Origin of the sequence: Bacteroides sp. AR20 (genome assembly GCF_964250605.1) — a bacterium.
GTDB classification, from domain to species: Bacteria; Bacteroidota; Bacteroidia; order Bacteroidales; family Bacteroidaceae; genus Bacteroides; species Bacteroides uniformis.
Map to the genome: position 1 here is coordinate 1 of NZ_CAXUGK010000010.1, position 14938 is coordinate 14938.

14 protein-coding genes are annotated in these 14938 nt (G+C 39.9%); all 14 read right to left on the reverse strand.

Translation table 11 applies throughout. From position 1 onward, the window contains the following. Positions 1 to 87 precede the first annotated feature (87 nt). From ACESTD_RS07020 to ACESTD_RS07085, 14 genes are read right to left on the reverse strand one after another with little or no spacing between them, the layout of a single operon-like run. A complete protein-coding gene (locus ACESTD_RS07020) occupies positions 88 to 846 on the reverse strand; it encodes an SDR family NAD(P)-dependent oxidoreductase (protein WP_057098285.1) in 759 nt (252 codons plus the stop codon). Between the two features lie 5 nt (positions 847 to 851). Then, positions 852 to 1604: an SDR family NAD(P)-dependent oxidoreductase gene (locus ACESTD_RS07025; RefSeq protein ID WP_057098283.1), complete on the reverse strand. Its 753-nt coding sequence runs from the start codon at positions 1602 to 1604 to the stop codon at positions 852 to 854. Further along, positions 1605 to 1835 carry a hypothetical protein gene (locus tag ACESTD_RS07030; protein WP_035448246.1) on the reverse strand — a complete coding sequence of 77 codons (231 nt, stop codon included), beginning with the start codon at positions 1833 to 1835 and terminating at the stop codon, positions 1605 to 1607. Positions 1836 to 1847: 12 nt separating this feature from the next. After that, the gene (locus ACESTD_RS07035; protein WP_035449239.1) at positions 1848 to 2477 is read right to left on the reverse strand and encodes an acetyltransferase; all 630 of its coding nucleotides are present in this window, start codon (positions 2475 to 2477) and stop codon (positions 1848 to 1850) included. Between the two features lie 4 nt (positions 2478 to 2481). Beyond that, positions 2482 to 3618 (reverse strand): TDP-N-acetylfucosamine:lipid II N-acetylfucosaminyltransferase, encoded by a 1137-nt coding sequence (locus ACESTD_RS07040; RefSeq protein ID WP_035448244.1) that lies wholly within the window; start codon positions 3616 to 3618, stop codon positions 2482 to 2484. 3 nt (positions 3619 to 3621) lie between these two features. Continuing rightward, on the reverse strand, positions 3622 to 4845 hold the full coding sequence (locus ACESTD_RS07045; protein ID WP_057098284.1) for a hypothetical protein: 1224 nt from the start codon (positions 4843 to 4845) through the stop codon (positions 3622 to 3624). Continuing rightward, positions 4838 to 6016, reverse strand: a complete 1179-nt coding sequence (locus tag ACESTD_RS07050) for a serine hydrolase (protein ID WP_057097848.1) — start codon at positions 6014 to 6016, stop codon at positions 4838 to 4840. The genes ACESTD_RS07045 and ACESTD_RS07050 overlap by 8 nt, the downstream gene beginning before the upstream one ends. After that, a complete protein-coding gene (locus ACESTD_RS07055) occupies positions 5997 to 6608 on the reverse strand; it encodes a GNAT family N-acetyltransferase (RefSeq protein ID WP_035448240.1) in 612 nt (203 codons plus the stop codon). The genes ACESTD_RS07050 and ACESTD_RS07055 overlap by 20 nt, the downstream gene beginning before the upstream one ends. After that, on the reverse strand, positions 6608 to 7579 hold the full coding sequence (locus tag ACESTD_RS07060) for a hypothetical protein (RefSeq protein WP_227186914.1): 972 nt from the start codon (positions 7577 to 7579) through the stop codon (positions 6608 to 6610). Before ACESTD_RS07060 ends, ACESTD_RS07055 begins: the two co-directional genes overlap by 1 nt. Continuing rightward, positions 7555 to 8760 carry an acetyl-CoA carboxylase biotin carboxylase subunit family protein gene (locus ACESTD_RS07065; protein WP_035448239.1) on the reverse strand — a complete coding sequence of 402 codons (1206 nt, stop codon included), beginning with the start codon at positions 8758 to 8760 and terminating at the stop codon, positions 7555 to 7557. The genes ACESTD_RS07060 and ACESTD_RS07065 overlap by 25 nt, the downstream gene beginning before the upstream one ends. Positions 8761 to 8763: 3 nt before the next feature. Continuing rightward, positions 8764 to 9873 (reverse strand): DegT/DnrJ/EryC1/StrS aminotransferase family protein, encoded by a 1110-nt coding sequence (locus ACESTD_RS07070; protein WP_035448237.1) that lies wholly within the window; start codon positions 9871 to 9873, stop codon positions 8764 to 8766. A 6-nt stretch (positions 9874 to 9879) separates the two neighbouring features. Then, complete coding sequence (locus tag ACESTD_RS07075; protein WP_057097847.1) at positions 9880 to 11334, reverse strand: lipopolysaccharide biosynthesis protein; 1455 nt, start codon at positions 11332 to 11334, stop codon at positions 9880 to 9882. A gap of 21 nt (positions 11335 to 11355) precedes the next feature. Beyond that, positions 11356 to 12453 (reverse strand): Wzz/FepE/Etk N-terminal domain-containing protein, encoded by a 1098-nt coding sequence (locus ACESTD_RS07080; RefSeq protein WP_373158754.1) that lies wholly within the window; start codon positions 12451 to 12453, stop codon positions 11356 to 11358. 37 nt (positions 12454 to 12490) lie between these two features. Next, positions 12491 to 14911 carry an SLBB domain-containing protein gene (locus ACESTD_RS07085; protein WP_373158753.1) on the reverse strand — a complete coding sequence of 807 codons (2421 nt, stop codon included), beginning with the start codon at positions 14909 to 14911 and terminating at the stop codon, positions 12491 to 12493. Positions 14912 to 14938 lie beyond the last annotated feature (27 nt).

Sequence of the window (14938 nt, forward strand, 5' to 3'; positions counted from 1 at the left end):
GCTATACATAAATTCTAAAATTTTTGTTCGCAGCGAAGATAGAGGTTGCAATCAATAGCCATTTTTTGACTGCTTACTATTTTTATCTTAAATGGAAGCGCAACCGTCAACCCCCAATATCTGTCCCGATATATAGGATGAACGGTCTGATGCCAGAAAGGCACAGGCATTGGCCACGTCCAAGGGAGTCCCCAAACGCCCCAATGCAATTCTCTGGATACGGTTGTCAATTTTCTCACCGCTCTCTTCGTAAAGTTCGGAAAAACGCTCCGTCTTTACAATGCCCGGAGCCACCGCATTCACACGGATTCCTTGAGATGCCAGTTCCTTGGCGGCAGACTTGGTGAAAGCTATAATCGCCCCCTTGGTTGCTGAATAGGCAGACTGGCCGGGAGAGCCGAGTACAGCTGTCACCGAAGCTATATTCACAATGGAGCCGCCATGTCCTCTGGCCATCAGCCGGGAAACCAGCTGTACCATTTCTATCACAGCTATGACATTCACCCTAAACATAAGCTCGGTCTCCGGACGAAGTATCATGCCGATCTTCTTGTTGAATACAACACCCGCATTGTTCACCAATACATCAATCCGTCTTTCCTGCTTGAATACAGACATAAAGGCTGATTTTACAGCCACAGCATCAGTCACGTCAAAATACAAAGGACACACACGTGTGCCGTATTTCTCCGAACAAGCTTTCGCCCATTCATCCATAACTCCCTCTGCACGGTCACAGGCATAAACCAAAGCACCATCCGAAGCAAAACGTTCGGCTATCGATTTACCAATGCCTTGTGCAGCACCGGTAATGATACATACCTTATTCTCTAAAAATCTTTCCATATCAATCATTTCAGGCTACGCCCACCATCGATTACCAGATTAGTTCCGGTAACCCATGATGCGGCATCCGACAACAAATAGATGATGGCATGAGCCACCTCACTTGGTTCTCCGTAACGTTTCAAAGGATATTGTTCTACATCTTTGGCTACATCTTCTTCTGTCAACATCCGATTGGATATCAAAGGGGTATTTATTCTTCCAGGATGTACAGCATTACATCGAATCCCCTTTCCAGCCAACTCTAAAGCTGCATATTTCATATAAGCACTCAATGCACTTTTAGAAGTTCCATAAATACCATTAGCTGGAGCAACATTATTGTAACCAGAAATTGAAGCAGTAAACACCACAGAAGAATTATTTTTAAGCCTCTTTCTCTTCACCAACAGTTTTAATAAAAGCATTGGAGAAAAACAATTTATCCGAAACACCTCATCTAATACCTCCAAAGAATAAAATTGTAAAGGAAGCATCTTTCCTATTCCAGCATTACTGACAAACCCGTCCAACAAAGGAAGCCGAGAAACTAAATCTTCGCAAGCGTCTTCATTCATCAAATCAGCAACAAAAATAGAATGACCATTGCCTAAATCTGCCAATTGTTCCTTGGTTTCTTGTAAGGCTTTCTCATTTCGACCGGTTAAAACCAACGCAGCCCCCAATCTTGAACATTCTATAGCAGTAGCACGTCCAATACCAGATGAAGCACCTGTTACAAGTATTGTCTTGCCTCTCAAAGAGAAAGGATTATACATCTACTTTTTATCCATTATTCTGTTAAACAAATCACTGATAGTTTGAGAACTACGAATATCCTCACCATTTATGGTTATCCCATAAACCTCATCCACCATTGCAATGACTGACAAAGCAATTAATGAAGACCATTCATCCAGTTCTCTAAACTTAGTTCCAGCACCCAACATTTCAACTGTTGTATCATCAAACTGTTCCGCAAAATTTTCAATAAAATCTTTGATTTCCATAACTATATATATTTAAACTAATTTCTTAGCAGGATTACCGAATACGGTTGTACCAGCTTTAACTCTTCTAATAACAAAACTACATGCACCTACATGGACATTATCTTCGACTATCACTTTATGATTAATGACCGCAGAAGTATGAATTGTTGTCTCGTTTCCTATTTGAATTCCTCCGACACAAGTAACATGAGTATCTATTCTGTTAAAATCACCAATCTTAGCATCATGCCCTATCACTGTGTACGATTGAATCATGTTGTAACTACCTATGCTACAGTCAGCTCCCAAAGAGGTAAAAGCACCTATCACATTACCTTCGCCCATGCGAACATTTGACCCTATTCGAGCTGTACTGTGAACGATATTGATAAACTTGGCATTCCGTTCCATCAAGTACTCAATACAAACCCTTCTTGATTCGCCACCAATAGAGAACGTAAAGACATCATCCACTTCGGGCAAATAATGGGATATTGTCCCCAACATAGGAGGATAATCCTCAAAACCATCCAGTGCAGATAAGTTGTCGTCTATGAATCCCTTGATAGTATACTCTATGCCATAACCTATACTCTCACGAGCTACGTCAAAAATGGTGCGTCCCATACCACCAGCACCGATTATTACTAAATTCTTCATTATATCAATCAAAAAATGTGGGCATAAAATCATCATAGTAGAGCCGAGTATCCATATAACACTGCCTATTGTGTTCTTTCTCTAAAATAGACAAAGACCGCAATGAATACTCATCTATCAAATCATCTTCGAATGAGAAAATTATATAGCCCCTTGCTCTGTAGTAATTAAGCAACATATTATCATTTCGCAAAAAAACTTTCACGCCATTTCTCAATAGCTGGATAATATTACCTGATGCCTCTTGACGTCGCTGTCCGAAGATGGCAACATCCACTTTTTCAAGTAATCTGAAATACTCTTCCTTCGGTAAATAAGTAGTTATCGGAGAAAATGAATTTCCAAACAACTTATCACCCATCTTAACGACACCCCGTTTCACCCAACTACTACCATAAGATAATGGTACTATCACATCGTATTGCTTAGTGCAATTAAGCTCTTTAAGCCTACGAAATACAGTTTTATGATTACCGAAAGCTGAAGCCTGATGGTTTACCATTATTGTTGCAGTCTGCCTATCTTTCAGGTCAAAAAGATAAGGTGGTGCTTCTCCTCGCTTACTGGCTGAGTAAGCAAATAACTTATACTTTATAGGAACATTAAAGTATTTCTTCAACAAATCATAATCATCCTTAAACCAAAAACAGAAATAATCTATATGAGGAAGCATTTCCATCACTACTGACGGCAAATAACGTCTACACAACTTACGAATGAGCTTACTACATGCATTGGGCACATAATAAGAAGATATTTTAAAAGGCGAAAAAGGTTCATCCAATAATTTATAGTTCTTTTCATACCCCAACGTCTGATAAAGTTCATATCCCCAGAACAGCCAGTACACAGTAAACTTTCTTTTCGTCTGGAGGAATTTCAAGATTGATGCAAACTTAATCGAACACCCATGAAACACTATCTTATCAATATCATTGTCAACGCATAGCTTCCAAAGTTTCCCAAAGTTTCGTTCATCATAAAGATTCAAAATAACAAAATTCTCTGGATGTTTGATTATTCTCAATGCGCCTGTTTTCTTTAGGATAACGAAAGTATTCGTATTGGGATAATACTCCTCAAACACACGCCTTGAATGTTCTATAAAGTTATGGTCAAAACCTATATGTAAAGCCGACATAATTTATTTGTTTTCTAACTTCAAAATGGGTAAACTCAATATAAAAAGGTAGAGCCATATTGGTTTCAAAGGATAATCACGGATTAAGTTACCTACGATGAATACTATCAAGAAGCCCAAAGTCCAAATAGAGCGATAATTCCAATAATAAGCCACCAGAAACAGCAGTAACAACACTGTACCCAATACCCCTCGGATAAAGAAATATCGTTTGTAACCAGCACATCCAATCGTAATGTTTTGATTGGCATTTTTCTCACTACCAAATGCGTCTCTTCCCATACCCGTCCACACTTTACTACTAGATAGGTATTTGTCAAATTCCGCATCGAAGTACATGGATGTTCTATTATTACCCACCATCTCACCATCTTCAAACTCTATACGATGGAAAATCATCTGATAAAGTACGTTATCTCCATTATTGTAGAAATAAGATATTATACCAACTGTAGCAAAAAGACTTCCAAATATAATAATCCAAATAATTTTTCTCATTTGGATGAAATATATTATCACTGCCCCGACCAACAAACCATACGCCGCAAGTGACAAAGAGAACAACACCCCTGCCAGCAAGATTTTATTTCCAAATTCACGCAAACGAAAGCGGTTTATACAAAGTAAGAACACACACATCGTGCCCAAATGTCCTGGTTCTAAAAAAAATCCGGCAAAGCGGGGTACAAGTTGTAGGTCTGGATCACCATTCAGATTGAATAAATAATAGATAGTGTGATAGTAATATGGGTCTGAAGCATCCGTATAATGAGGCAATGGAAACTTCAACAAGAACAATATCCAACCGACCAATGAAATACCTACACAAAACTGAATCACCTTTATGACAAAGTTTAGTATCTGCCTTTTGAACTGAACAGGAATAAGTATCAGTATTTCGGTACAAAACAGCGTTGACATAGAAGCTAGGATAGCTATCGGATTCAAGTCGGATACGCACAAAGTTTCATATGCGAACAAGAAAAGAAGCAAAGCCATACTATGAAATACACTAATATATGTATATCTAAAATGATTGACATACAATCTTAAGTGAAACAAAAAAACAGCTATGCCAAAAACAACAATAATAATCTCGGGTATTGGCCTTACCCACAGAATACGTTGAGACTTGAACATCAGCAACAGCACGGCAAAAGCCAACACAAAGATGTCAAATTTTGGCTTTGTAATAGCTACTTTACTTTCGTACAGGAATTCAGTCATTCTCAGAAAAATAATTGTATAGTAGTTTGATTAACGGCTTATGTATATCGTTATACCCATCAATATATTCTGATGCACTACCGCTGCATATAATGACAAAGCCCATTTGATGCTTAGGGTCGAATATCATTGCACTTTTCAGTCCAAATCCGCCCCCAGTCTGTCCGTACAATGTTGTATTGGGAACTAAACCACGATACTGCCGAAATGCAAAACCGTAATTGTTCTTTCCTACATAATTCTCACGCATCATCATTTCACTTCTTAATGACAGTATGGTAGCCTGCTTAAGAGTACCACCTTTCATGTGCATCATCATATACTTGGCCAAATCTGTAGTAGTTATTTTCATACCAGAATCGGGATAAACCAACCCTATAGATTTACCTAATGTATAATGAGTCTGAATTTGATATCTATAAGGACGATAGGCTTCATCGTCCTCTCTAAACGCCCCCGATTCCTTATTATAACGATAGAGCCTAACAAACTTGGTTGAATCTAACAAATTGCAATTAAAACCACCTTGAATATCAAGCGGCTTCATTATTCTACTATCAATCTCAGTGTCAAATCTATTTCCAGTAGCCCCCTCTATCACCGCACCGAGTAGCAAATAATTGTAATTGCAATATTTGTACTCCATACCAGGTTTAGTTTCAGAAAAGCACTTAGCATAGTTGTCAGAAATAATAGGATTGATTATGTCAAGCGACCACCAACGTTGTGAATCATTAATGCTTGATGTGTGAGTAAGCAACATCCTTACAGTTATGGGCTTATCTCTATAGGAAGGATTTCGCAAAGGGAATTTGAGAAATTTCTGAACATCATCATCCAAGTTCAAAACACCTTCTTCTACAAGTTGCAATATGGCGGTAGCCACAAAGGTTTTTGATACAGAAGCAATACGAAATAGGTCATCATTCTTCAAAAGTATTCCTTGATTGTTAACTGTTGGTACTTCTTTATATCCCCAAGAATGAACATAAACAATAGAATCTCCTTTGACAACCGCAATTCCCAGACCTGTCATTTTCATCTTGTTAAAAATGGCCTCTATCTGAGCCTCAAGAGATGAATGATTCTCATTATCAGAAGCTACACCAGAAAATGCACATTCCAACAAGACAAAAATAAATAATATCGTTTTACAGCCTACTCGCAGCATAACTATTCCTTAAATGTCTCACCTTCTTGGCAAATACGGACAATGAATAATCGCCACGCTCCATCCATTCCTCATAGTCTGCCCTCAAAAGAGAATATACACACTGATCATGGTACTTCCCATCCTTATAGATGGCTTCACGATATATTCCTTCCAACTTATATCCACTAGCTTCCATGATTACTCTTGAAGCAATATGTTCTGATAAACATTTACCTTCGTAGCGATTGATATTAAGATGATTAAACACTAATTCTCGGATAAGCATTCCTACCTCATACCTAATGATACCATCTTGATAAAGAGGGTCTATTACTATCCCCCCACCCACGGCTGTACGGTTGAGATAATCTATATTATTGACCGAGACATATCCTACCATCTTCCGGCTATCGTCATTCAAACAAATAGCTAAATAAATATCTTTTCGGTTATCCATCATTTTTGATTTAACCCACTCCTTTTCAATTTCCAATGAAACATATTTAAACGAAGTGGAAACTAATTTCTGGATTTCAAAATCATTTCTCCACTTATTGATAAGAAGAGCATCTTCTATCTCAAACCCCCTCAAAAAAATACTATTTCCCATCAAGCTAAAAGTTTTATTATATAATCCATTTCCTCTCTTCCATATCTTTGATCTATAGGCAATGCTATTATATTATTAGTCAATTCATATTCCAACATATCTTCCGAACACCATTTCAAAACATTCGGCCAATATGTAGCTATATATATTCTGTTATCTATTAATTTTTTACGTAATGTTTTATCATCCACATAATAAGGATAAACCATAGGACATTCAAACAAGTCCAAAGAATCTATATTCAGTAAATTGTTCTTTAATAGAGCCTCATGAAGAATATTGAAATTATCTATTCGTTTCTTCTTTATATGTTCATAATCTATTCCACATAAAATGTTACAAGTCAATCGTGACATTTTAGAAATTGGAATATAATCAAGAGCATCATCATTATATCTAAAAGAAATATAACCCTGCTCAGCTCCTTCATCAATCCGTTGTAACAAATGCTGCATCCGCATATAAGAATAATGATAAGTAATATCTCGGTTTAAGCAACAGTCTGTGTATAAATATCCTCCGTCAGATACTCCTAAGAATTTTCGAGGAGAATAAAAAGTGTCTATACCATCTATACGAGAAGCAAAAAATGCTTGTGCATTATCTACAATCAGTTGTGTCCCATAAATGGTAACCAACTTTTCCACACAACTCTGCTTTAATCCAAAATAGTTGGTATAAAGAAATGCTTCTTCCGGAAGTAGTTTTGTTATACCAATAGGTTCCAACAACTCATTTATAGAATAAAACTCGTAAGAAATATGATGTTTCTCCAAAGGTTGCAACATCACTTCACATGTATAATAAGGTATATAAACTTTTTTGTAATTACGAGCTAATAATATATATTCAAAACAGTTACGAGCTGTATTCAGTGAAATAGCATCTTTATGATACTCCTCTCCTTTATGCAATTCCAACTCAAAGTATCCCCCTATTGCTTCCATTATCTCACATTCACCTTCAACCATTGACGTTGTGTAGCCAAAGCATGTTCCAATTCTTTCAAAGAATCAAATTTCAAAATCAACATTCCTATAGCATTGTTCGCTCCTTCAAAGCTCTCTACTTCATCCCCGACCTCTACCCACAAATCTTCTTCAACAATTTCTGCCGAAAAGCTCTTTGATATTTCAAGCCCCATAAAACGCCCTGCATTATCAGCATGAAGTACAATTTCTGCCCAATATCCTTGGTAAGTTTTTTGCTTTATTTCTCCAATAGTATCTCCTACTGAGGCACACACAGCAGCAGTAATAAGATCCACTCCTGTAGCATAACGAATCATTTCTGAAAGCCGATTACCTCCTCCACGTGGAGAAACCTCCATAATATAAGGCTTGCCATCCACACCAATCCGTGTTTCTATATTATACACAGAAGTATTCATATTCAAAAGTTTAAGCAATCGTTGTAGTTCAAAACTAAGTTCTGACTCTTGCTGTATAGTCATAGTAGAAGGCCATGAGTATGCAGCTGGAACGAATGTACTTGCCGCATACTCATCAAAACGCTGGGCAGAAAATGAGACAAACTTAAGTTCTCCGTTTATTGAAAAACAATCGCTGTCCGAAGAACAACCTTCTTTCTCTATAAACTGTTCTACAATGATTTTATTCTTGATTGAATGGGCAAAAGCATGCAGTAAAGCTTCTTTCAAATTCTTTTCTTTATCTACACGAGTCACCCCCTTAGAACCTGCTGAATCTGTAGGCTTTACTATAAGAGGGTAAGAAAATATAGCAAGATCCGACAAAGCATCCTCTAAAGAGGAAAAAGCCAAACTCCAAGGTACATTAAATCCATGAATAGCTAAAAACTCTCTGAATTTATCTTTATTCTGAAGAATCTCTACAGATTCGTACGGACCAAAAGAAGGAAGAGACATTTTGTTCTGCACATAAGAAGCCGCCACAACTCCAGGATCAACACCAAACGACATAATACCATCTATTTCTTTCTCACACGCAACCTTCAATACTGCCTCTTTATCAACAATACTCACATTTACGTATTCATCACTATATCTATGTGCAATATTATCGGGCAAATAATCCGCTGTAATCACATAATAGCCTTGTTTATGAGCTGCATCTATCACGGGAAGAAGGTAACGAATACCTCCTAAAAGCATGAGTTTCTTCTGTTTCATTTTTTACCTCACAATTAACTCTAAAGTTCTTTGGATATCTGAATCATTCAGATTATGATACATCGGCAAGCAAATCACACTATCGGCTACTTTAGAGGCAACCGGTAAATTTTCGGGTTGAGCAGATTCCAGTCCGCGATAAGCAGAAAATTCACTAATCAAAGGATAGAAATAACGACGTCCCAACACATTCTGTCCTTTCATCTTGAAATAGAGTTCATCACGTGTCATTCCATATTTTTCCGCATCAATAAAAATCGGAAAATAGGAATAGTTATGACGTACGCCAGGCATATCCTCCATAAAACTGATACCCTCCACACCACGTAATGCTTCACGGTATTTTACAGCTGTCCGATGGCGAGATTCAATAGCTGCATCCACCTGCTTCAGATTTAGCAAACCATAGGCACTGCGCACTTCATCCATCTTGCCATTTATGCCAGGAGCCACAATCGTAGTTTCATCTGCAAAACCAAAATTCTTCAAATAGTCGATACGCCTTTTCGTTTTTTCATCTTTGCATATCAAAGCACCACCTTCAATGGTATTATAAACTTTTGTTGCGTGAAAACTTAAAGTGGACATATCACCGGCCTCCAAAATAGACTTACCGTTCACTTCTACTCCGAAGGCATGGGCAGCATCATAAATTACTTTCAATCCATATTTGTCAGCTATTTCTTGAATACGTGACGTATCACAAGGCTTACCATAAACATGGACAGGCATTATAGCCGTAGTTTTTGGAGTAATGGCAGCCTCTATTTTATCCGGATCAATATTACAAGTGACAGGGTCGATATCCACAAACACAGGCTTGATGCCGTTCCACCACAAGGAATGTGTAGTAGCCACAAAACTATAAGGAGTAGTAATTACTTCACCGGTAATGCGCAATGCCTGCAATGCACATATCAAAGGTAATGTACCATTTGTAAAAAGACTGACATAAGGTACTTTCAAATACTCACACAAGGCTTTTTCCAGTTCTTTATGATAATACCCATTATTTGTCAACCACTTACGATTCCAAATATCTTCCAAATAAGGTATAAAATCTTCCAAGGAAGGAAGTAACGGAGAAGTTACTGTAATAACTTTATTTTCCATTTTTATTTAAGTATATGATTTCCGCTTTAAGAGAGAAAGAGTCACCTGTCTTAATTCAAGATATTCCGGAAGAGCAGTCCTTTCATAAACCAGATAAGCAAGAGAAACTCCTAACAGTAATTGTAAAGGAAGAAGCAGGTAAACGGACAATCTAAAAAAAGACAATCCCCACATGGCAGCAGCCACAGCTATAGATACACAAAATGTAGGCAGTATGTCCTTTATCTGTTTCACAGTAGGATAGTTTATCAAATCGGCAGAATAATAACTATTCAAGAAATAAGCAACAAAAGAATTAAGTACACTACCCCACAACATACATTCTATCCCCAAAAATACCCCCAATGCAATAGGACCTATGGCAAGAATCTTTTTTATTATTTCCAATTTCAAGAATAAATCCGAACGGCCTTTGACTTTCAGGATATTCAGATTGATGGCATGAAGCGGATAAAGCATGCCCGAAAAGCAAATAATCTGCAAATAGCCAACAGCAGGTAGCCACTTCTCTCCTATAAGAATTATAATTAACGACTTTGCCATCGCTGCTAATCCAAGCATACATGCAAACGTCACCAACATCGTTGATTTTATGACTTTCCTATAAGCTCCGCACAAACGCTCCGGCTCATTTTGAATGGAACTAAGCACAGGATAGCTGACCCGTTGGACAACAGTGGTCAGATTACTAGAAAATATAGTATTAAATTGTTTGGCCCGGGTATATTGCCCCAATACAAATGAAGTAAAGAAACGACCTATGACCAAATAATAAATATCCTTATAAATAGTATCCAACAATCCGGAAACAAGTAGTTTGGAACCAAAACCAAACATTTCCTTGAAACTCTTGACAGAAAACTCAAAAACAGGCTTCCATTTACAATACCCCCACAAAAAAAACGTATTCAACAGCTGACGGGACAATTGCTGTCCAACCAAACTCCATACTCCCATTCCAGATAAAGCCATCCCTATGCCGACAACACCACTACTGATGGAAGCTATCAAAGAAACTTTAGTTTGTGTCTTAAAGTTTATATTCCGAATAAATATAGTACGGGGAATAATAGCCAGTGCATTTACAATCAGCACAAAACCTATGACCCTCATAACATCAACCAAAACAGGCTCTCTGAAAAAAGCGCTAATAGCAGGAGAAGCAAAAAATAAAAGAATATAGAGTGAAATACTAACTATAAGATTAAAATAGAAGACAGTATTATAATCAATACGTTCAATATCCACCTTACGTATCAACGCATTGGAAAAGCCACTGTCTATAATCGAATCGGACACCGCTATAAAAATAGCGATCATGGCCATAACCCCATACTCTTCCGGTGTCAATAAACGTGCCAAGACAAGCCCTACCAGAAAGGTTATGCCCGAGTTGGCTATGTTGTCAATAAAACTCCACCCTACTCCACGGGCGGTCTTATCTCTCAAAGATCCCTGCATGCAATAGACAAAATTATCACCTTAACCCTTCGGAATATTTTTCTTCCTCATACCATACAACAAATCCTTTCCCATAAGAATCCAGCCAATACATCCCATCCCTGTCAGAAAAATGACTCCTATCAGAATCATCGCCTTACTTGGTTTTGACGCCTTTACAGGAATAGTAGCAGGCTCAACAATTGTATAAACAGGGGTTATCTCCTGCACCTTTGCCTCTGCTATCTGCAATTGCTGTGCAACGGATGTATAGACTTGATAAGCTAGATTCATCTCATTTTCTAGACGCACTTGTTCGGCACGATAACTCTGGAGGATGATATTCTTGTTGGCATCGGCAAACTTGGCATAATTCTCCTGCGCCATCTCATATTCTTTCTTCTTACGTTCAAAAAGCTTTTCTTGAAAATGAAAATCCTTACGGGCTTTATTAGTACGATAATCAATAATGTAAGACTGCAACCTATTTACAACAGTATCTGTCAGACATGCTGAAATACGGGAATCCTGCATCGTGACAGAAATTGTAGTAACCCCGGTCTTTTTATCTACCGAAACACCTATATGATCACTCAGTGCTTTCACAATATCAGTCTGCTCTTTTGTCAGCTGAAAAGGATCTAATTTATCCACCTCTTCTTCTGATTCCTTAAACAGAGAAATAGTCCAACTTAAAGCCTTGAAAGGGGCAGATATGATATACGACCACCATGGCATACGCTGGTATTCGTCCATATAGTCATAAAGTGTGGTGTTTATCTCCCCATCCATATCACGGACTGGGACATCAAACAACCCTGTCACAAAAGGAGTGGAACTCACAATATCCGGATATAAATCAGGATAAATCGCATCAGACCCCGAAGATGTATTCAGATTGATGCCAGCCAAACTTGCCAATGAGGAAAGCCCTCCGCCTTTATTATCAGAAGCTTCCGGAGCAATCATTACACTTGTCGTATATTCCTTGGGAATACTGAAAGCAATCACCAGCCCCACAATCACCGCATAGCCGCAACACTTCAATATCCACCTGCGCTCCGCCCAGACCTTCAAGGCAAGCTCAAGCAAATCAATCTCCTCTTCCTGTGTATGTTTATTCTGTTGTTCGTCACTCATACCGGTATCTTTTCTTTTTATATCTTCCACTTGTTTCTTATTTAAAAGTATTAGCCAAAGTAGCCACCATCGCCGCAATAGTCGCAGTCGTGGAGCTCAGACCCATAATCTCGGAAAGCTGGAGACGCTTCCTCTCAGACTTCGTGGGAACCACAATCTCACAACCCGGCTGGATTAAATCACTGTCACTCTTCTTAGCACGGGCTACCGTACCATTCAGATAAATGATGTATGCTTTCTTCTTTTTCGCATTTTCGCCATAACCACCTGCCATATTGATATAATGTTTCAGCTTGGCATCTTTCTCCCAGGTTACTGTATTAGGATACATCACTGAACCGCTGATCTTCACCGTATTGACGTATTCAGGAATATAAACGATATCTCCCTCACGCAGGACAATGTCATAGTCACTTCCCGGATTAAACAGAGCCTTTTCCATATCGATGCCTACTGCGTAAGTCTCAGAGATGGCAAGCTTGTCCACAGAGATGCTATCCTTCCCCTCACCACTCTGAGCTATGCGAAGTACATCCGTCTCACGCCGACGTTCCTCATCATTGCGCTTACGAATCAAACGTCCCCCCTTTATATATGCCGCCGGAGTAATTCCGCCTGCACGACCTATCACATCACTCAGACGTTCATTCTTCTTCAACAACGAATAGCTGCCGCTGAAAAGCACCTCACCCGCAACCGTCACCATGCGCTGAACTTGGTAGGCAGGACTGCGACGAACCTGGACTACATCGAAAGGTTGCAGGTAGAAACTACCGGCATCCGTCAGAAGACCGTCCTTGATGTCAAAGGTGAATGTCTCCGCAAGCTTGCTGCTGTAGGCAGTACTCTTGGGATCCTTGATGCGGCGCGTCACGCTCACACAGGTAGTGGCGGCAGCCTCGGTAAGACCTCCCGCCTGGACAATCATATCCTCTATCGTTAAGTTATCGGAGTACAGGAAAGTACCGGGATTGAGCACCTCACCATAAATGGAGACCGTCTCGCTCTCCTTCAAGTCATGGATACCGGGAACATACAGATGGTCGTTCTTCTGAAGGGGTATATCAGAAACCGTACCGTTCATGATACCCTCCAGATCAACGGCAACCATTTCGTGCGTAAGATCTTCACGCTCACGGTCCAGAAGGACCCGGGCAAGGAAAGCATCTCCCCGGAGTCCCTCAGCCTTCTTTATCAGCTGCTTCACCGTATTCACCTCACCGTCCAACTGATAAAGCCCCGGACGATAGACGGCACCACTGACCTCAACCTTGTTCTCAAAACGGTCGAGTACGGCGTCAACCGTCATTAAGTCACCGTCGTCTAAACGGAATACGGAATAGTCCATCTCATCCACATTATATACTTGATGTTCACGTCCGCTTTTACGGATGATGCGTACAGCCTTCTTATAGGCATCTCCCATAAAGCCACCCGCATACTTCAGTAAGGAAGCAACCGTCTCGGCAGGCTTCATTTCATAATACATGGGACGTTTCACCTTACCTACTATCTCGACCAACGACTGGTAGGGACTCACGATAATCACATCGCCCTCCTGCAGACGGACATCGTCATTCATCTTGCCCTGCATGATGAACTCATAGACGTCCAAATGCTCTATCGTCTCTCCGTTACGAACCAGACGGATGTCACGCAAGCTACCGATATTATTCACACCACCGGCACGGTACAAGGCATGGAAAACCGTAGAAAAGGCCGAAAGTGTATAAGTACCCGGCACCGTGACCTCACCCATAATATGAATCTGAATGGTACGTATATCGCCTAAAGTCAGACGGATCTGTGAATTGGGATCCCCCCCTCCGATACCGGAATAGATCTTGGACAGTTCCCGTTGCAGATAAGCGTTGGCTTCTTTAACAGTCATGCCGTTCAGATAAACGGGACCGAGATCTTTCACCTGGATACTACCCTCGGGACTGATGGTCTGGCGGATGGTATTCTCGGAAGCTCCCCAAATATCTATGATCACCTCGTCACCGGGCCCCAGCCGATAATTTGCCGGAGTAGCCAGATTCACACTAGGTTCAAAGGAGAGATTACGGTTCTGGAACAGATTATGACCGAAAATCTGTATGCCGGCAGCCTCAGGGGCGGACTGGCTTTCAAGTCTCTCATCAACAACCGCTTTCTGGTCATCCAGTTCGGCAGCCTCGTAGGATTCTCCCACAGCAACCGAACGCTTGCGCATCTGTGAGGGAGCTTCAGAACCCGGGACAGCAACACCCGAGTTCTCATATTTATCCTTGATGCGGAGCACCTGTTCGCGGGTCACACCACGGCGCAACAGTTCGGCAGTCATCTGCTTCTGAGATTTTCCGGCTGCCTGTGCTTGTTTCACATATTCAACCACTTGCTCGTCGGACATGCGCTGGGCATAGGCAGAACCGAAGAAAATAAAAAGACATAAAATCAGAAATAAGATTCGACGCATAATTTAATGTTTGTTAGATTCTTATAT